This is a genomic window from Paenibacillus sp. 01T442 (assembly GCF_056398345.1).
Genome location: NZ_JBFTPF010000093.1, coordinates 1 through 17,738, shown reverse-complemented (window position 1 = coordinate 17,738; position 17,738 = coordinate 1). Strand labels below are relative to the sequence as shown.

Below are 17,738 nucleotides of genomic sequence, written 5' to 3'. Positions count from 1 at the left end.
CGTTGGTAACTATGACTGGTGGTATGAGTCCAGCCAATTGGCACTTCGTTTAACACGTGATGCGAATAAGAAAACCGAAGAAAAACGTAAAGAATTGGAAGCCTTTATCGCGCGCTTTAGTGCGAATGCCTCCAAATCGAAGCAAGCGACTTCCCGTAAAAAGCAGTTGGAGAAACTTACACTTGAGGATATTCGTCCTTCCAGCCGTAAATATCCGTTCATTCACTTCAAAGGTGAGCGTGAAGCAGGCAAGCAGTTGCTCGCTGTTGAGGGAATTTCCAAAACAATTGATGGTGTTCAAGTATTAAATAACGTAACCTTTACGATTAATAAAGGCGATAAAGTTGCTTTTGTTGGCATTGATGGCATTGCGAAAACGACGCTGTTCAAAATTTTGATGGGCGAAATGGAAGCAGACAGCGGTACTTTCTCATGGGGGATCACGACTTCTCAAGCTTACTTCCCGAAAGACAGCCAAGATTATTTCAACTCTGATCTGACATTGGTAGACTGGCTTCGTCAGTACTCCAAGGATCAAGATGAGTCATTCCTTCGCGGATTCCTAGGGCGCATGTTGTTCTCTGGTGAAGAAGCATTGAAGAAAGCGAATGTGCTTTCCGGAGGAGAGAAAGTGCGTTGTATGTTCTCCAAAATGATGCTAAGCGGAGCCAACGTATTGATCCTTGATGAGCCGACCAACCATTTGGATTTGGAGTCTATTACGGCGCTGAACAATGGGCTTGTTGATACGGACTGTACGATCCTATTCGTATCCCATGACCATCAGTTCATCCAAACGATTGCTAATCGCGTTATGGAGCTTACGCCAAAAGGTCTCATCGATAAAATGTTTACGTATGATGAGTATTTGGAAAGCGAAGATGTGAAAAAACAGCGCGAAATTCATTACGCGTAAGAATAAACTAAAAAGCGCCCTGAAGTGTTACTTTCAGGGCGCTTTTAGCTACACAAAGTGTTGTCTAGCTGCCGCCGGTGCGACGGCGTTGGTTATTTACTTTTTTGGTCATTTGGCTTTTCGCAGTTTGATTCGCATTTCCTGCTGCTTTCGGGTTAGCGCGCGCTGCGGCTTGATCCGCTTGTTTCTGTGCTAGTTTGGCTTTGATCGCGTCGGCTAAACTGACTTTTTTGACACCTTGTGGCTCGACCTGGTCGGCTTGCTGATCTTGAGGCTTGTCTGACATAAGAACACCTTCTTTACGTGGTATATCCATAGTATAATCGAATCAAAGAAAAGATGAAAGAAGGTGTGTGGGGATGTTTGATCCGACGATCTATGACAATATCAAAGTTGTACTCGAAGGGGCCGTCTATGATTTGGATTTGGAGGGTAAAATCATCATAACACGAAGAGAAGATAGAATTGACTTGTCCTCGATGTCTCGCACATTTGCTATTGAGTTTGCTAGACAAGTAGGATTACCGAATAAAGCGGAAATTCACTTACATGTGCATTTGAGTGATTTGGCAGCTGAGATTCTAGAAAATCCTACGGCTAAGCCGGGTTGCACGCTGTTAATTAAGCTTCACACCTTTGTGTTCGATCCTGAATTAGATTGCCCATTGATAGAAGCGCAATTGAACGCCATTTGGGAACAACGACCTCGTATTACCCAGCAAATTTCGTATTTGTTTGGAGAACAACCAGAGGAGTACCGCAATCTCATTACGTTATCCTTTGGCCGAAAAATTGATGAGAGCCACCTCGATGACTTTTCTGATTTGATCGCCTATGCGTTTGAAAGCCTAGTCTGGCTGGATGAAAGAGGGGCATAGCGATGCAGGAATTGTCTCAACAAGAATTGCAATTCAAAGTAAATCAAGATAAGGACAAGTCCTTTGCAGTATTTATGTACACGCCGCTATGCGGTACCTGCAAAGTAACAGAACGCATGCTGGACATTATACTGACGATGAAGCCGAACATGCCCTTAGTGAAATGTAACATTAATTTTTTGCCTCAGATCAGTCAAGAATGGCGAATTGCAAGTGTCCCCTGTGTTGTCGTTATCGAACCAGGGAAAGAGAAACAATATATATATCGGATGCAATCCGTGGATGAGCTATACCGCAGACTAATGCCATTAGGAGAACAAGAATAGGAGTGAAGTATACGATGAGCTTTCAAATCGGAGACCGCGTTATCGCTGAGTATAAAACAGGGGTTTATTATGGTGAGGTTGTAGAGATGTCCTCTAGCATGAAGGCGGCTGTCCGTATTCTTGCCGTGAAGGATCACCCAACACAKGGAGATTTACATAATCCGATGGATCCAAGCGTAGCTTTTTTTCATCAAAGAAGGGCATTATCCCATCAAGAGATTGCGTTAATGCCGATTGCAACAATTCGTCCTTATGCGGGCGAGGTGCCGGATTACCAAGTGTCGCTGAAGAGAGCGTTATTGGCTCAGATCGATAAGCTGTCGGACATGGAAGCATGGGCCCGACGCTCTCTGCAGGAGCTTGATCAGCTGAGTAAAGAATATTTTCCACCATCCAATTAGGAAACTTCTAAGTACAACTTGGTACCATCATTGTATTTGAAAATAGCGACATCACCAATGATCTCGATCATCGAGATCATTTTTAATTTTCTGCGAAATTCAAAATGGAGTTCGTATTCCTTCAATTTAGTTGAGAGTAACTCCATCTGGGAACGTTTATGAGTAAAATTCATCACAGGGATCGATTTATTCTTGAAACGGATTGTGTTTGCTTGCATGTTTAAAGCCCTCCTTTACACTGTAAATGCTGCTTTGTTGCTGCCTTACACTATTTAGGATACATTTCAAATGTTAAATATGTTTGCGTGCAACTATTAAAAAAGTTTTAGCAATTTATTATATGTGAATAATAGCGCTACAGGGCTAGTTCCGCTAAGATAAATTTTAGAGGGCCAGATTCGTGGTTGCGGGGAGGGTTATCCCCATTTATAATAGATAAGATTGTATTCTAACAGGTTCTGGAGGGTCACAGAAATGACAGTAACAAAACCAACTCGCATTGGGATTATTGGCGCCGGAAATATCGGAAATGTACACATGGAAACGTTCAAAACGATACCATGGGCGCAGCTTGCAGGTGTGACAGATGTCTATTTGCCGCTTGCTGAAATGAGAGCGAAAGATCATAACATTGAACAGGTATATGCAAATTCAGATAAATTGTTAGAGGATCCTACCATTGATGCCGTTGTCATTGCGGTTTCGAATGAGTGGCATGCACCAATTGCGGTAAAGGCGTTAGAGGCTGGCAAGCATGTCATGCTGGAAAAGCCGATGGCGATCGATTTAGCATCTGCTCGTCAAATTGTTGAAGCAGAGCGCAAATCGGGCAAGATTCTCATGATTCCGCACCAAATGCGTTGGGAAGCAGCGTCCATAGCAGTGAAGGAGCAAGTGGAGAAAGGTGCGCTTGGTCACATTTATCATGCGAAAGCGAGCTATCTGAGACGTAAGGGCATTCCAGGCTGGGGAACTTGGTTCACCCAAATGGATAAATCAGGCGGAGGTCCCTTAATCGATCTTGGCGTACATATGTTAGATCTAACCATGTATTTGATGGGGAATCCAAAGCCAGTTTCGGTGTATGGATCAACCTATGCCGAGTTCGGACCACGCAAACAAGGGATTGGCACATGGGGAGCTCCGAACTGGGAAGGGAAATTTGATGTTGAGGATTTAGCGACAGCCTTGATTAAATTTGAAAATGGGGCAACACTCTCCTTGGATGTCAGCTGGGCAGGCTTGCTCGAAACGGATAACTTGCCTGTTGTGCAGCTGCTTGGTTCTGAAGGCGGTGCCTATTTGAAAGGTGCGAAAGGAAAGCTTTTTGCTGAAAAATTCGATCGGATCGTGGAAACGGAACTTTCGGCTCCTGCAGCGAATGATGATCCACGTGCACGCATGGTGCAGCATTTCTTGTCTAGTATCGCGAGTGGTTCTGAGCCGTTAACTTCTGTCATGTCAGGCTACACGAATAATTTGATCCTAGATGCGATTTACCGTTCATCGCAAACGGGCAATGAAGTGAAATTGAACTGGGACATCGAGTAGACAGGAGCTGCAAGCAAGTGAACTGGGAGTTATTTAGTATCATCGGGACGATCGCCTTCGCAGTTAGTGGTGCGATCGTTGCGATGGAAGAAGAATATGACATCTTAGGTGTGTATGTACTTGGGCTTGTTACCGCGTTTGGCGGTGGGATTATTCGCAATATGCTTATCGGAAAACCGATTGTACTTCTGTGGGAGCAAGGGATGTACTTTCAAATCGCTTTATTTGCGATGACAGCTGTCTTCCTTATGCCAGTGAAATATATTCGAATGTGGAAAACCTGGGAAGCCTTCTTCGATGCCATTGGCTTAGCGGCATTCGCCATCCAAGGGGCACTCTATGCGACGAATATGGGCCATCCATTAAGTGCCATTATCGTTGCCGCGGTACTCACTGGGATTGGCGGAGGTATGGTCCGTGATGTACTAGCAGGTAGGAAACCATTGGTGCTCAAAGATGAAATTTATGCKGTCTGGGGTATGCTAGCGGGAGCGTTAGTTGGGCTTGGTTGGTCACAGGGTACATGGCAGTTAGCCATTCTTTTTGCACTTATCATCATTTTRCGTATGTTCTCAGTTAACTACAAATGGAAGCTGCCGAAACGCTCTTTGCGTGATACTTTAGTGGAATCCACACGAAGATCGGATTCGTAGTCCAATTCACCTGCAGGGTAATCGCTTGGAGATAGGAGGAGAGTCAAATGAAAGCATCTTTAACACAGCAACAGAAAATATCAGCTGAAACAATTGCGACTCGTATTATTTCCGTAAAGGAATTGTTGCAAACGGAGTTGGATCTGTATGAAATATCGAAGGATTCAGAGACTGGTGAACATTACTTGCATTACGCTTATATGCACCGAGATTTCACCAATACAGGTGAGCCGGAGTCCTTTCATTACTTAATGCCAATTGAGAATGATGATGTGCTTGGCATGATTTTTGGCGAGCAAGGGTATGCCTATCCAGAGCATTGGAATGCTTCCTTCTTAAGAAATGGACCAGAAGGTTTCTACATCTGGTTTGATCCTTCACATGAAGCAGAACAATCCGAGGATGAGGCCATTGCGGCCGATCTCCTTCAGAAGCTTAGAGCTTTTCATGATCAAGGAAATGTAGATCCGGAAGCTGTTCGCAAGCTGTTAGAAGATATGGATGAGACCAGGAAGAAAGAAGATTAGATTGAAAGCGAAATGAACCTCTATCKCCGCCACTCAACCTGAGTGGCGGCGATAGAGGTTTTTTTGTGATTCACCTAACCATCGTATGTGAAACGTTGGAGAATATAACGTTATGCTATCACCCTATATCATGGGAAAATGAGGATTTCATCTGAATAACGTTATGGCATAGCGTTACTTACACGAGTAGCCTTTTGGGCCGCGCCTAAGAATAAGTGCAGTTTTACATTTTCTAAATGGAGCCAGGGTTGTCAGGAGAAGAGTTGTCAAATTTTCACCTAGGTGGTTAGTAAAAATAATGGAAATAGACCATATTAACACTAGTGTTGATTGAAGAGTAGAAAGGGGGGATTTGWACATGGAAATGGAATCGTATCATTTTGCAAATTTAGGTATTCATGAGGAATTAATGCAAGATCTTCGCAATCTAGAAACTCGCATGAAAGAGGAACTAGGGTACGAAATTGCGCTAATTGCGTATACCAAGGAAGCGGATGGGCTTTCAAGTAAGTGAAATATAGAGAGAAATAGGGGGAATGACGATGAAAGCTGTGAAAATGTCAGTMATCATGACGGCTGCCTTCGTCGGTTTGACGGGGTGTTCAGCAACTCACTCAAACAAACTAGAAAAGGCATCGCTGTCAATTCAAAGTGTCGGACTTTCAGATTCTGGAGATGCGAAGCTTCGAGACCCTATGAAAGTCGCTGCACCTGCCAGAAAGGTAGATCAAACACGCATAGAGGAAGAGGATCCACATCACAATACATATCTTTCCATGAACCGCGAAGTAGCTGATCAAGTGATGCAAGAGGCGCGTTTGGGCACGACTTCAATCGCAATGACGGATTCGAATATCTACGTAGCTGTTGATACGGGAGAGTTTCAAGATCCAGGTATGATTGATCAAGTTAAGCGATTAAGCAAGTATAACGATTCAGCGACGGAAGCGGGATTATTCGGTTCAGGCATGGGCGCTCATATGGATTGGGTATCTGCGAAGCCTTTACCTAGTGACAGTCTCAATGCGATTCGTCATGTCTTAACGCGTATTTATCCTGATTCCCATATTTTCATTTCGTCGAATGCTTTGTTCGTAAACCGGATGATGTACTACGACATGCAGCAACGAAAAAACAAACGCATGGATATGTACTTGCACGAGTTTAATACGATGGTGCAATATACATTCAATAGTCCCAAATGAGTAATAAATACAAGGTTCGTGCCTACTGCAGCTCGAGAATATGTGAATATGTCCACAAAGAAGATGTGATGATCGCGATTAATTATGAGACGGCTTTTAGTTTGGCGGAAGTATACAACGAATTTTCTTCCAAACCAAGCTGCCCTTCTTGTGGAGAAGCTATGGCTTTCTATGCTCACTCCGTCATTGAGGAGCCTTGGTTAACCTGATGAAGCTTGACAATTCGCGCTTTCCTGATAATAGTTAGAGAATAATGCAATCAGGAAAGGAATACCGACGCGATGATGACAGATTTTTTGAAAATAGATGCATGGCCACCAGAGGTTCGAGTACGTTTGGAGGAGCACAAGCAAATCCTTCATACCGCCGAGGACAGTAAGTTAATCGGTATTGCGGCATATGAAGCTCCCACAGAAGAGCTGCTCACAGATGCGATTTTGTCACTTTTTCTAGGCAAAAATGTACTCCTAAAGGGCCCGACAGGCTCTGGCAAAACGAAGCTTGCTGAGCACGTATCCGCTGTCTTTAATCAGCCCATGCACAGCGTGAATTGTTCCACGGATTTGGATGCAGAGGCGCTACTTGGCTTCAAAACGCTCAGACATGATGAGCAAGGGCGTAGTCAAATTGCTTTTATCCCTGGTCCAATTATGAAAGCGATGACCAAGGGGCACTTTCTCTATATTGACGAGATTAATATGGCCAAGCCAGAAACGCTGCCTCTTATCAATGGCGTGCTGGATCACCGCAGATCAATAACAAACCCTTTTACAGGCGAAGTAATAACTGCCCATCCGAATTTCAGAGTTGTCGCAGCGATTAATGAAGGCTACATTGGTACTGTCCCGTTAAATGAAGCACTGAAAAATCGTTTTGTCACGGTGGAAGTGCCTTATTTGCAAGGTGAATTATTGTTTCATTTGTTAAAAAGTCGTTCCGTGTTGCGGGATGATAAGCTGTTACGCACCTTCGTTCAACTATCCGCTGATTTGCTTTCCCTGATTGAAATGGGTCAACTACCCGATGAAGCCGGTTCGATTAGAGCACTGTTAGATGCATGTGATTTGGCAGCTTATATACCGCCGATGCGGGCAGTTACGCGGGCGATTGCGGACAAGCTAGAGGATGAAAGGGAACGTGCAGCTGTGATGAATACGGCTGAAACGTTACTGTAAAACCATGTTCGTAGGAAGCCTTAGCCGATTGGATGATAAAATCGATGCGCTGCTCCATATGCAGTTGGTGGATTTGGCTCGTTTATTTACGAAACGTGGAAAGCTGGAAGTCGAGGCTGGATTTCACGCGCATTATGATGAAACTGCCCTGCAAATGACGGTGAGTCAGTTTTGGTGGGATTATCCGCTTCGTGACAAAACAGCGGGTATGAAAAGCGATGTGTATCTGCGTTGCCTTGGCAGCGCTTGGTTTACAGGTAAGGTGGCAGTGACCGACTACCTTCATTACTGTTCGAGTGTCAAGTTTCCGAAGCTGGCGAATAGCTTATTTGCACTATGTGAGGATATGCGTTTGGAGCGCATTTGCCGCAGTCAACGTCCTGGAATGGGAGCTGTCTTTGCACATCGGCATCATATCTTAGGCGGATACTTCCAACATAAGCTACGAACGCATGTGAGCAAAGGTGAGTTGGCGGATGCGTTACTGTTGATCGTATATGGATGGTTCACTGGAAAGTCGTGGCAAGGTGAGTCGTTCTCTGCGCTTGGCAGCGAGTTAACGGGCCGTTTGGGGGGACTCTATGCGATGCTAGAGCAAGTGGAGGAAGCAAGTTATACGGCTCAAGTTGCGGCATTGTGTAAAGACATATTGGAGACGCTGTCCCCGTGGTTGGAGCGTGATGCTGTGTCTAGTTACTTCTGGACACAGCAAGGAAGCGGTATTGCAGATCCGCTGCCTGCGGACTATAAAGGCGAGCTAAAGCGCGCGAAGAGGCTCGCTAACGATGATGTGCTCCCCGACCAAGAGGGGGAGCATCAATTGCCCGGCCAAGAGCGGATGCCGACTTGGCATCGTGAGAGCAGCGACCGCAGCCCAGGGCTGCTGCGGTTCGAGCTGGAGCGCGGCGCTCGCACCGCCGCGCAGGGCTCTGCGCCCCGTGAGGGCGATGCCGCCGACCAGGCGCTCGCCATCACCCAGGGGCGCTCGCAGCGCGCCCAGCGCACCGGCGCCGCCGCTGGGCGGCGCCAAGGGCCTTCCGTGCCCGCTGCCGCGGGTCACGGGGAGGGCGAGGTCGCCGCGTATGCGACGGCGACCTGGCTCTTGCCTGAACGTCCTACTGCTGCGCAGGAGGACGGGTTCAGGCGCTTGAGCGAGCGCGCAGCGCCGCTCGCGAAGCCCTTGCAGCGTGCGATACGGCGCACGCTGGAGCAGAGGCGGATCGCCCCGCGCGGCGATCGGCTGTTCGGGCGGCTCGACAAGCGGCTTACGCGAGCCATCACGCAAGAGATGCCGCGCCTCTTCTATAAGAAGCGCGCCCCTGTACCCCAGCTCGACGCAGCGTTCGCGCTGCTCGTCGACTGCTCGGCGTCCATGTATGACAAAATGGACGAAACCAAACTCGGTCTCGTGCTATTCCACGAGACCCTCCAAAACCTCCGAATCCCGCATGAAATTGTGGGATTCTGGGAGGACGCGGACCGCGTAACCGAGCAGGAGGCACCGAATCTGTTCCAGGTTGCGGTGGATTTCGGCTCCTGTCTCGCGGTCGGGAGTGGCGCGGCTCTGATGCAGCTGGAGCCGCAGCAGGACAATCGCGATGGCTTCGCTATTCGCGAGATGATGAAGCGGCTGCTGCGGCGCACAGAGCGGCAGCGCATCCTCCTCGTGTTCTCGGATGGGGAGCCTTCGGCAGCCAACTACAACGATGTCGGCATCCTGGATACACACGAAGCCGTTCTACAAGCTAGACGCATGGGTGTCGAGGTGATTAGCGTATTTCTAGCAAATGGCACCGTGCATGAAACACAGCGAAACGCGATGCGTAATATGTACGGGCGAAGCAGTATCGTTGTTCCGAATGTGGAAGGACTACATGAACAACTTGTTCCGATTTTACGTAAGCTATTGCTGAAATCGATCCAGTCATAATTAGTTCATTCGCTTGTCATTACCTACATAAACTCCAGTTATTTTCGGGATTTTCAAGATGTATTCCCTAAATACTTAGAATTAACTGGATAACTTTCAATATTTTATTACCCTAGTTGAGCCACATGCAATGTTACGGGTAGTGTAAATTCCAAGAGCTTAATCTGAAGATCTCATCTATCTTTTAACCTCAAAATCCAGTACAATAGATCAGGATCATTCTAGGTAAAATTCGCCAAACTCCGACACAAATCGGATGAATTACATACGTAACATCATTCATAGCTTGTACTCATCTTTCATTTAGGGGGCATTTCATCTCATGTACGGAGCACCATTATCCAACAAATCCAAGAAAATTATGCTGCTTGGCTCTGGTGAGCTAGGTAAAGAAGTTATTATTGAAGCACAACGACTCGGTATTGAGACGATTGCTGTGGATCGTTATGCGAATGCACCAGCCATGCAGGTTGCGCATCGCAGCCACGTTATTTCGATGCTGGATGGCGAGCAGCTTCGTGCGATTATCGAGAAAGAACGCCCAGATCTCATTGTGCCAGAAATCGAAGCGATTGCGACGTCTGTTCTTGTTGAACTAGAAAAAGAAGGTTTCCGTGTTATTCCGACAGCGACAGCATCCCGTTTAACAATGGATAGAGAAGGGATTCGCCGACTTGCCTCGGAAACACTGGGACTACGCACAGCCAAATATGAATTTGCTAATAGTCTTGAAGAATTGCACGCTGCTGTAGCTGTAATCGGCACACCTTGTGTGATCAAACCGATCATGAGCTCATCTGGAAAAGGGCAAAGTGTTTGCCGAACGGCTGAGGGTGTAGAAGCTTCATGGAACATTGCGATGGAAGGCGGACGTGCTAAGAACGCGCGTGTGATCGTCGAAGAATTTATCCATTTTGAATCCGAAATTACGTTGTTGACGGTTCGTTCTGTTTCAGGAACAACCTACTGTGAGCCAATTGGTCACATTCAAAAAGACGGTGATTATATCGAATCTTGGCAGCCGCATACCATGTCTGAGCAGCAAATTGTGGATGCGCAGCAAATGGCAAAAACGATTACCGATGCACTTGGTGGTCATGGTCTATATGGCGTTGAATTATTCCTAACCGCAGATGGCGTATACTTCAGTGAAGTGTCCCCGCGTCCGCATGATACAGGTATGGTTACGATGGCTACACAAGATCTCAGTGAGTTCGCGCTGCATGCAAGAGCAATTCTTGGATTCCCGATAACGGGCGTTCGCTTATTGACGCCAGGTGCCAGCTACACGCTGAAAGCTGATCGCGAGCAAGTCGAATATACAATTAGCGGCATTGACGAGGCACTATCTGTACCGAATACGCAAGTAAGAGTATTTGGCAAGCCTGAAACCAAAGTAGGTCGCCGTATGGCTGTTGCCCTGAGTTCTGGGGAAACTGTGGAGGAAGCACGCAGCCTAGCTAAAGAAGCAGCAGCTAAGCTCGCTTTGAATTACAACTAAACTGAATGACTGAAGAACGCTAATCCCTGTCTGAAGTCATCATCCGGAGGCAAGCACTATGGAACCTAAAGCAGCAAGACTGTCTCGAACCGTGTTGACAGAAATTATTTTGCCAGCGGACACGAACTACCATAACACCGTCTTTGGTGGTCGCGTAATGCAATATATTGATAAAGTTGCCACGATTGCCTCCATGCGCCATTGTCGTAAGAGTGTGGTAACAGCTTCGAGTGATAGCTTGGATTTTTTCGCACCGGTTAAGCTTGGCGAGGCGATTCAATTGGAAGCATTTGTTACGTGGACGCATCGGAGTTCGATGGAGGTTTATGTGAAAATTGAGTCCGAGAATCTTCTGACCGGTGAAAAAAAACATACAGCCACGTCGTTTCTGACGTTTGTTGCCTTAGATGACGCGGGCCAGCCGTGTCCAGTCCCAGGCATTATTGCGGAAACGGATGAAGAGAAGAAGCTCTTCGAATCCGCGGAAGCACGGTTTACAGCACGAAAGCTTCGTAAGGAAGCACGACTATAAGCTTTCCGGTTTCCTGATTCAGCCAGCAGTTCCCTATGAGGGAACTGCTTTTTTTTATTGGTAAAGGAAGGGGTATCTGGATGGTTATTGAATAGTTAGGAATAGATGAAATCTTGTAACCCACTTTTGTTCCAAGAAAGGCGTCCGAATGAAGACAAGAGTCATAAAGATTTTGCTTACAAATGTCATCGTATTAGTAGTCGCCGCCATAACATATCGCCTTACAGATCAGTATCTTATTTTAGATAAACGAGACCAAACGTACGGGGAATATGATTTCTTTACAATTCCAATTGATGCAGAAGCGGAAGTCATGGGAACAGGTAAGCAACATATTAGCGATAAGCTAGTTTCTACTAGGATTGTTATCAAAAACGTGCTCACCATGAAAGAAGGCATGAATCTGACACAAGGTGAAGAAATTATAGCTTATGAACGCTATGATCTTCTTTCAAATAGGTATTTGTCTCCAATTCCGTTTATGCCTGGACGAAGTATTACAGGGATGGGAACGGGGTATCAACGATTAGAGAAAAATCAATCAGGAACTGTGAAATTAAACTTTGATGAAAAGACGGGCAGGTTCTGGATTGTATCCGTTAATCCAAAGTAGAGGAAACTCATCCTAGTACACAACTTTTTAAGTGTTTAGGAAGTCAAATAAAGAGAAAAACCATGCCTCCATATTATTTTTACAGATAAGGATGAAGAATCAATGGGACTTATTGACATGAAACAACGGATAGGCAAGCGATTTCCTTTCTTATATAGGCTCCGCGTCCAGCAGCTGATCGTACAGCGACGCATCATGAATTTAAATCCCAAAATTAAATATGCTTATGTTAGAAGTTCTCAGCCATTTACTTATACTGCAAAGAAGCACAAATCTATACTTCGGCGGGTGCTCGGAAATACAGATCCTATTTTACAAGAAAACAAGATCGTGAATTTGAAAATCGCGCTGAAGCATGTGGATGGGATCGTAATTCATCCCGGTGAGACGTTTTCCTTTTGGAAGCTAATTGGTGTGACTAGTAAAGAAAAGGGTTATATCGAGGGTCTCATGCTCTCTCATGGCGAAGTTCGTGTAGGTACCGGCGGTGGTTTGTGTCAGTTAGCGAATATGTTATATTGGCTTGCGTTACATACGCCGCTTGTGATCAAAGAAAGACACCATCACAGCTTCGATCTATTTCCAGACGACCGAAGAGTAATCCCCTTTGGTACGGGAACGAGTGTATTTTATAATTACGTAGATTTACAATTTTACAATCCAACTTCGAATCGGTTTCAATTTCATCTGGAGGTCACGGAAGCGTATTTAGAAGGTGCGATAAGCTGCGATACAGAATTGCTATATGATTATCGAGTGAAAGAGAAGAACCATTCATTCTACGAAACTTCAAACAAGTGGTTCAGGGGGAACGAAATTTGGCGGCAAAAAGTAAGTAAGCAAGATGATTCTATCGTGGATGAAGAGTTGGTTAACGTGAATCACGCAGAGGTCAAGTATATGAAATCTAACGGAACTCAGGAGAACGAATGAAGAGTGAATATGTGAAGGATTTTCTCATTTTCGGTTGGAAACAAGCCTTATGCTGTATGTTTCCTGTTATCATCTTTATGACTTTGGCTGTATCCAAAGCAGTACCGCTGCCATTCATGCATCGCTATGATTTCATTTTACTTGTGTGTATTCTTGCGCAACTGATATTGGTATGGACGAAGTTAGAGAGTGTTGATGAGCTGAAGGTTATCACGGTATTTCACATTATTGGACTTGCTCTTGAGTTGTATAAAGTACACATGGGTTCGTGGTCTTATCCAGAGGAAGGCTTGACGAAAATAGCCGGAGTCCCGCTGTATAGCGGTTTTATGTATGCCAGTGTCTCCAGTTATGTGTGTCAGGCGTGGAAACGATTTGATTTGTATCTCATTAACTGGCCAAGCAAATACATGGCGATCCTGGTATCGATAGGTATATATGCTAATTTTTTTACCCATCATTTTATGGTTGATATCAGGTGGATTCTCATTGCCTTGATCGTGATTCTGTTTTACAAATCTCATATTCTATTCACCGTAACGACCCAAACCTATCGCATGCATACGGTCTTATCCTTCATGTTAGTTGCTTTATTTATTTGGCTGGCTGAAAATATTTCAACATTTCTTGGAGCTTGGCGCTATCCAGATCAAGAAATTTCGTGGCGGATTGTTCATTGGGGGAAAATTAGTTCATGGTTTATGTTGGTCATTATTACGATCATCATCGTAGCAGAATTGAAGCGTATCAAATATCCAAAGCAAGTTAAAGGTGCATGAAATAGCGAAACCCCCGGAAGCTCGTAGCCTCTGGGGGTTCTTTTTGCAATTCGTTTACTTCGCTCCACCTTCAGCAAGGATCGTTTCCCAAATCGCACCTTTACCATATAGTTCTTTGTTCACTTTATCCCAACCACCTAGGTATTCGATATTGAATAGGCCTGGAGGCGTTGTGTAGTTTTTCTCATATTGCTTAGCGACTTCTGGAAGAACTGAGCGGAAGCCTTTGTCAGCGAATACTTTCTGAGCATCAGCAGAGAACAAGTAGTCATAGAACGCTTGAACAGCTGCACGATTACCATGCTTATCAACGTATTTATCAATAATAGCAACGGGATTTTCAATGGAAGTCGTGTATTGTGGAATAACTTCAACGTATTTCTTACCGGATTGAATACGAGCGACAAGTTCATTCTCATACGTAATGATCGCATCGCCTACACCTTTATCGAAGGTCGCTAGGGAGTCGGCGCCACTCTTATCGAGAACTTTAATGTTTTTGTATATTTTAGCTACGAGATCTTTGGCTACAGCAGGGTCTTGCTTACCAGCAGCTTCGGAAATTTTGAGTCCAGCACCGTAGACAGCATTGATATCCCATTTAGCACCACCAGAACTACTTGGGTTTGGAATGAGGACTTCAACGCCTGGTTTTGTTAGATCGGACCAATCCTTAATTCCTTTTGGATTCCCTTCACGCACACCAATAGCGGCGATAGAAGTTGTTACGAAACCTTTTTGTGGCGTGTTTTTCCAGTCGTGTGTAATTAGACCTTTTTCCACGATTTTTTGAATATCACCTTCAAGAGAGAGTGGAGCGATATCCGCTTCAAAGCCTTGAATGATAGCCGTAGCTTGTGAGCCGGAAGCGACATAAGATTCTTGGAATTCAACGGTTGTACCGGTTTTCTTTTTATATTCTTCTTTGAATTTTGGCAGGATTACATCAAAGGATTCTTTCAAAATGGAGTAAGCACCGACCGTAATCGTGACTTTACCGCCATCAGCTTTCGGTGTCGTACTTGCAGCAGCTGTTGCAGCTGTCGTTGCAGCGGCAGATGGAGCACTGGTGCTAGCTGTTTTGGTCGTACCGGATCCGCACGCTGTAAGGGTAATACTTGCTGTGAATAAGGCTGCAGTAACTAGGCCAAGCGTTTTAACATTTTTCATGGTTAACAACTCCCCTTCTTTTCTAAAGCTTATTTGGTATTAGGTTATATGAAGACAGGCTGTGGATCTTGTTTGGCCTGATTATCAATCCAGGTTGTACCTGATTGGGTAAATACAGAAATCTGATGGATAAGAATATTCACTTCATCGCCAACTTGATAAATGCGTTCTTTCACGGACTGATAGGCAAAAAGCTTGATATGACCCGTATCCATTTCTAGATACCAGGAATCTCCGCGGAAGTGAACATGTGTTACTTTGCCTTTTTCTCCAGCTGTGGCCAAATGACTGACATTGTGCGGACGAACTTCGATGTTCTCAGGACGAATTAGTACATTTACATCAGGTAGCCATTTGCCATCTTGTTGAAGATCAGCAAGCGTAGGGAATCCAACAAGCGGCGAATAGGAGGGAAGAACATTGGATTCTCCAATGAAGGAAGCTGCGAAGGATGAAGCAGGCTTCGTATAGATTTCCCATGGACTTCCTTGTTGTTCGATTTTGCCACCTTGGACCAAGATGATTTCATCGGCAACCTCGATCGCCTCATCCTGATCATGCGTTACGAAAAGGGTCGTTACTTTGAATTCGTTGATCAAATTTCGCAGCCAAACGCGAAGCTCTTTACGGATTTTGGCATCAATCGCGGCAAAAGGCTCATCGAGTAGAAGCAGCCTTGGTTCAGGTGCTAGGGCTCTAGCGAAAGCTACCCGTTGGCGTTGTCCGCCTGATAGTTGATGGGGATATTTTCGCTCATGACCTGCAAGACCCATTAAGTTCAACAGATACGTGACGCGATCCTGAATCTCAGCCTTCGACTTTTTGAGCACTTTCAATCCATAAGCGACGTTGTCAAACACCGTCATATGTTTAAAGAGTGCATAACTTTGAAAAACGAAGCCAATACCTCTTTCTTGAACTGGAAGGTGAGTAGCGAGCTTCCCGTCAAAATAAATATCACCGCTAGTTGGGGATTCGAGTCCAGATAGCATCCGAAGGATGGAGGTTTTACCACCGCCGCTCGGTCCAATCAAACMGACAAGATTCCCTTCTTTAATTTTGAAATTAACATCTTTGATCGCATGAAAGTCTCCGAAATGTTTATTAAGATTGGTTACTTCAATGTGCATGTGGGGATCCTCCTCCATGATTTCTTGTTGCTTCGCTTCTTCGTTTCAGCCACTCTAGCGTTAATAAAATCGTTATGGAGATGAGACCTAATACGAAGGCCACGCTATTGGCTGCTACGAGCTGAAATTGTTCAGCATCTTGATAGACGAGTGTCGTTGCTGTTTGTGTTTGATTAATGATGTTGCCTGATACGACAAGAATGGAGCCGAATTCACCAAGCGAACGAGCGATTGTCAAAATCAAGCCATACATGACGCCCCATCGAATACTCGGCCATGTTACTTGAAAGAAAGTGCGAATGGGTCCTGCGCCTAGGGTTGCAGAAGCTTCTTCGGACTGTGTTCCGATTTCCTCAAGTAAGGGGACAACCTCACGTACCATTAGTGGAAAGGTGATAAACATAGTTGCAATAACCATCCCGGGAATCGCATATACGATTTTCATATTATGATCTTCGAGAAATGCGCCAAGTGCTGTGTTTGGTCCGAAGATCAAGATCACCATTAAACCTACAATGACAGGTGACACCGCAAATGGAAGGTCGATCAGGGCATTAACGATCGGTTTCATCCAACGTGAAATCCAGGATCCTCTAACAATTTCTATGGAAATATAAACCCCAATAATGGCATTAAGCACGGTAACGATACTGACGATAATCAAAGAAATCTTCATAGCATGCAGGGCTTCTGGACGGACAAGGGCATCAAAGAATGCGCCAGGGCCATCTTCAAATGCGCCAAAGGAAATACCTAAGAAAGGCAATATGATTAGTAGGAATATGACCAAAAAAGAAATGCCAATCAATAATTTTCTCATGCTAGCCGCCCCTTTCCGCGAGTCCATAAATGGATTCCCCATAAAATCAGGACGGAGAGTGTCAGGAGGACAAGTGAGATAGCAGCTGCACCTTCAGGATTGTAGTTCTGTGTTTCACCATATATATAGACGGAGGCGACCATCGTTTTACCGGGTAAATTACCGGAGATTAGGGAGATGGCACCAAATTCTGCAAGTGATCGGGAGAAAGCGAGCATACTACCAGCAATCGTACCAGGTAATAGCGCTGGCAATACGATGCGGTAAAACGTATAGAATCTGTTTGCACCAAGTGTGAAACTCGCCTGTTCTTCGGCTGGATCAATCTGCTCCAATAGTGGTTGAACTGTACGTACTACGAATGGGAAAGTGACAAAGACTAGACCAATAACAATGGCTGTTTGATTATAGAGCAGTTTGATTCCTACCGAGTCTAACCAAGCTCCTAGTGGACTTTGTGGTCCTAGTAGGGTGAGAAACATTAAGCCTGCAACGGAAGTAGGAAGTGAGAAGGGGAGATCGACCATGCTGTTCAGAATGCTCTGTCCTCGGAATCGATATCGGACAAGGACATAAGCGATGATCGTTCCCAACACTGCTTGAATAACCGTTGCAATAATACTTAACTTGACTGTTAAGACAATTGATTTCCATGCTAAAGGTCCTGTGACTTCTTTCCAAAAAGGTTCCCAGCCTAG

22 protein-coding genes are annotated in these 17,738 nt (G+C 45.2%); 16 read left to right on the top strand and 6 right to left on the bottom strand.

Going from position 1 to position 17,738, the window contains the following annotated elements:
• Positions 1 to 916 (top strand): ABC-F family ATP-binding cassette domain-containing protein (locus tag AC1DLM_RS31460; RefSeq protein WP_477572165.1); only part of this gene is annotated, 916 nt, incomplete at its 5' end.
• Positions 917 to 980: 64 nt separating this feature from the next.
• Here AC1DLM_RS31460 and AC1DLM_RS31455 read toward each other — a convergent pair.
• On the bottom strand, positions 981 to 1,202 hold the full coding sequence (locus AC1DLM_RS31455) for a hypothetical protein (protein WP_171630778.1): 222 nt from the start codon (positions 1,200 to 1,202) through the stop codon (positions 981 to 983).
• Between the two features lie 73 nt (positions 1,203 to 1,275).
• Between AC1DLM_RS31455 and AC1DLM_RS31450 the strand changes: the two genes are divergently transcribed.
• Genes AC1DLM_RS31450 through kapB form a run of 3 tightly spaced genes read left to right on the top strand, consistent with a single transcriptional unit; the run spans position 1,276 to position 2,521 of the window.
• On the top strand, positions 1,276 to 1,794 hold the full coding sequence (locus AC1DLM_RS31450; protein WP_477572164.1) for a hypothetical protein: 519 nt from the start codon (positions 1,276 to 1,278) through the stop codon (positions 1,792 to 1,794).
• A gap of 2 nt (positions 1,795 to 1,796) precedes the next feature.
• On the top strand, positions 1,797 to 2,120 hold the full coding sequence (locus tag AC1DLM_RS31445; protein WP_477572163.1) for a thioredoxin family protein: 324 nt from the start codon (positions 1,797 to 1,799) through the stop codon (positions 2,118 to 2,120).
• 14 nt (positions 2,121 to 2,134) lie between these two features.
• Positions 2,135 to 2,521 carry a kinase-associated lipoprotein KapB gene (gene kapB / locus AC1DLM_RS31440; protein WP_477572162.1) on the top strand — a complete coding sequence of 129 codons (387 nt, stop codon included), beginning with the start codon at positions 2,135 to 2,137 and terminating at the stop codon, positions 2,519 to 2,521.
• Here the strand turns inward: kapB and AC1DLM_RS31435 are convergent.
• Entirely contained in the window at positions 2,518 to 2,739 is a 222-nt protein-coding gene (locus tag AC1DLM_RS31435) for a hypothetical protein (protein ID WP_056621044.1), read from the bottom strand. The two genes, kapB and AC1DLM_RS31435, sit on opposite strands and share 4 nt — an antisense overlap.
• 256 nt (positions 2,740 to 2,995) lie before the next feature.
• Between AC1DLM_RS31435 and AC1DLM_RS31430 the strand changes: the two genes are divergently transcribed.
• From AC1DLM_RS31430 to AC1DLM_RS31375, 12 genes are all read left to right on the top strand, one after another.
• On the top strand, positions 2,996 to 4,072 hold the full coding sequence (locus AC1DLM_RS31430; protein WP_441986584.1) for a Gfo/Idh/MocA family protein: 1,077 nt from the start codon (positions 2,996 to 2,998) through the stop codon (positions 4,070 to 4,072).
• Between the two features lie 17 nt (positions 4,073 to 4,089).
• Positions 4,090 to 4,725 carry a trimeric intracellular cation channel family protein gene (locus AC1DLM_RS31425; protein WP_441986583.1) on the top strand — a complete coding sequence of 212 codons (636 nt, stop codon included), beginning with the start codon at positions 4,090 to 4,092 and terminating at the stop codon, positions 4,723 to 4,725.
• A gap of 47 nt (positions 4,726 to 4,772) precedes the next feature.
• On the top strand, positions 4,773 to 5,252 hold the full coding sequence (locus AC1DLM_RS31420; RefSeq protein ID WP_441986582.1) for a hypothetical protein: 480 nt from the start codon (positions 4,773 to 4,775) through the stop codon (positions 5,250 to 5,252).
• Between the two features lie 358 nt (positions 5,253 to 5,610).
• Entirely contained in the window at positions 5,611 to 5,766 is a 156-nt protein-coding gene (locus AC1DLM_RS31415) for a hypothetical protein (RefSeq protein ID WP_171630764.1), read from the top strand.
• 28 nt (positions 5,767 to 5,794) lie between these two features.
• Positions 5,795 to 6,457, top strand: a complete 663-nt coding sequence (locus AC1DLM_RS31410; RefSeq protein ID WP_441986581.1) for a hypothetical protein — start codon at positions 5,795 to 5,797, stop codon at positions 6,455 to 6,457.
• 284 nt (positions 6,458 to 6,741) lie between these two features.
• The gene (locus tag AC1DLM_RS31405; protein ID WP_441987038.1) at positions 6,742 to 7,632 is read left to right on the top strand and encodes an ATP-binding protein; all 891 of its coding nucleotides are present in this window, start codon (positions 6,742 to 6,744) and stop codon (positions 7,630 to 7,632) included.
• Positions 7,633 to 7,660: 28 nt separating this feature from the next.
• Positions 7,661 to 9,562, top strand: coding sequence for a nitric oxide reductase activation protein NorD (locus AC1DLM_RS31400; RefSeq protein ID WP_441986580.1), 1,902 nt, complete (start codon positions 7,661 to 7,663; stop codon positions 9,560 to 9,562).
• A 322-nt stretch (positions 9,563 to 9,884) separates the two neighbouring features.
• Positions 9,885 to 11,063 carry a formate-dependent phosphoribosylglycinamide formyltransferase gene (gene purT, locus AC1DLM_RS31395; protein WP_441986579.1) on the top strand — a complete coding sequence of 393 codons (1,179 nt, stop codon included), beginning with the start codon at positions 9,885 to 9,887 and terminating at the stop codon, positions 11,061 to 11,063.
• 58 nt (positions 11,064 to 11,121) lie between these two features.
• Positions 11,122 to 11,595 (top strand): acyl-CoA thioesterase, encoded by a 474-nt coding sequence (locus AC1DLM_RS31390; RefSeq protein WP_056621059.1) that lies wholly within the window; start codon positions 11,122 to 11,124, stop codon positions 11,593 to 11,595.
• Positions 11,596 to 11,743: 148 nt separating this feature from the next.
• Complete coding sequence (locus AC1DLM_RS31385) at positions 11,744 to 12,208, top strand: hypothetical protein (RefSeq protein WP_441986578.1); 465 nt, start codon at positions 11,744 to 11,746, stop codon at positions 12,206 to 12,208.
• Between the two features lie 117 nt (positions 12,209 to 12,325).
• Positions 12,326 to 13,141 (top strand): VanW family protein, encoded by an 816-nt coding sequence (locus AC1DLM_RS31380; protein WP_477572161.1) that lies wholly within the window; start codon positions 12,326 to 12,328, stop codon positions 13,139 to 13,141.
• Complete coding sequence (locus AC1DLM_RS31375) at positions 13,138 to 13,920, top strand: DUF817 domain-containing protein (RefSeq protein ID WP_441986576.1); 783 nt, start codon at positions 13,138 to 13,140, stop codon at positions 13,918 to 13,920. Before AC1DLM_RS31380 ends, AC1DLM_RS31375 begins: the two co-directional genes overlap by 4 nt.
• 54 nt (positions 13,921 to 13,974) lie before the next feature.
• Here the strand turns inward: AC1DLM_RS31375 and AC1DLM_RS31370 are convergent, their stop codons facing one another.
• The 4 genes from AC1DLM_RS31370 to modB form a co-directional block, all read right to left on the bottom strand.
• On the bottom strand, positions 13,975 to 15,090 hold the full coding sequence (locus tag AC1DLM_RS31370; protein ID WP_441986575.1) for a sulfate ABC transporter substrate-binding protein: 1,116 nt from the start codon (positions 15,088 to 15,090) through the stop codon (positions 13,975 to 13,977).
• A gap of 44 nt (positions 15,091 to 15,134) precedes the next feature.
• Positions 15,135 to 16,220 carry an ABC transporter ATP-binding protein gene (locus AC1DLM_RS31365; RefSeq protein WP_477572160.1) on the bottom strand — a complete coding sequence of 362 codons (1,086 nt, stop codon included), beginning with the start codon at positions 16,218 to 16,220 and terminating at the stop codon, positions 15,135 to 15,137.
• Positions 16,210 to 17,040, bottom strand: a complete 831-nt coding sequence (locus tag AC1DLM_RS31360) for a sulfate ABC transporter permease subunit (protein WP_477572159.1) — start codon at positions 17,038 to 17,040, stop codon at positions 16,210 to 16,212. Before AC1DLM_RS31360 ends, AC1DLM_RS31365 begins: the two co-directional genes overlap by 11 nt.
• The coding region (modB, locus tag AC1DLM_RS31355) for a molybdate ABC transporter permease subunit (RefSeq protein WP_477572158.1) at positions 17,037 to 17,738 on the bottom strand (702 nt) is incomplete at its 5' end. The genes modB and AC1DLM_RS31360, both read right to left, overlap by 4 nt.

Coding starts and splice junctions, on each gene's coding strand:
- AC1DLM_RS31455 (WP_171630778.1), bottom strand. CDS start 1,202: ATGTCAGACAAGCCTCAAGATCAGCAAGCCGACCAGGTCGAGCCACAA.
- AC1DLM_RS31450 (WP_477572164.1), top strand. CDS start 1,276: ATGTTTGATCCGACGATCTATGACAATATCAAAGTTGTACTCGAAGGG.
- AC1DLM_RS31445 (WP_477572163.1), top strand. CDS start 1,797: ATGCAGGAATTGTCTCAACAAGAATTGCAATTCAAAGTAAATCAAGAT.
- AC1DLM_RS31435 (WP_056621044.1), bottom strand. CDS start 2,739: ATGCAAGCAAACACAATCCGTTTCAAGAATAAATCGATCCCTGTGATG.
- AC1DLM_RS31430 (WP_441986584.1), top strand. CDS start 2,996: ATGACAGTAACAAAACCAACTCGCATTGGGATTATTGGCGCCGGAAAT.
- AC1DLM_RS31420 (WP_441986582.1), top strand. CDS start 4,773: ATGAAAGCATCTTTAACACAGCAACAGAAAATATCAGCTGAAACAATT.
- AC1DLM_RS31415 (WP_171630764.1), top strand. CDS start 5,611: ATGGAAATGGAATCGTATCATTTTGCAAATTTAGGTATTCATGAGGAA.
- AC1DLM_RS31405 (WP_441987038.1), top strand. CDS start 6,742: ATGACAGATTTTTTGAAAATAGATGCATGGCCACCAGAGGTTCGAGTA.
- purT (WP_441986579.1), top strand. CDS start 9,885: ATGTACGGAGCACCATTATCCAACAAATCCAAGAAAATTATGCTGCTT.
- AC1DLM_RS31390 (WP_056621059.1), top strand. CDS start 11,122: ATGGAACCTAAAGCAGCAAGACTGTCTCGAACCGTGTTGACAGAAATT.
- AC1DLM_RS31385 (WP_441986578.1), top strand. CDS start 11,744: ATGAAGACAAGAGTCATAAAGATTTTGCTTACAAATGTCATCGTATTA.
- AC1DLM_RS31380 (WP_477572161.1), top strand. CDS start 12,326: ATGAAACAACGGATAGGCAAGCGATTTCCTTTCTTATATAGGCTCCGC.
- AC1DLM_RS31375 (WP_441986576.1), top strand. CDS start 13,138: ATGAAGAGTGAATATGTGAAGGATTTTCTCATTTTCGGTTGGAAACAA.
- AC1DLM_RS31370 (WP_441986575.1), bottom strand. CDS start 15,090: ATGAAAAATGTTAAAACGCTTGGCCTAGTTACTGCAGCCTTATTCACA.
- AC1DLM_RS31360 (WP_477572159.1), bottom strand. CDS start 17,040: ATGAGAAAATTATTGATTGGCATTTCTTTTTTGGTCATATTCCTACTA.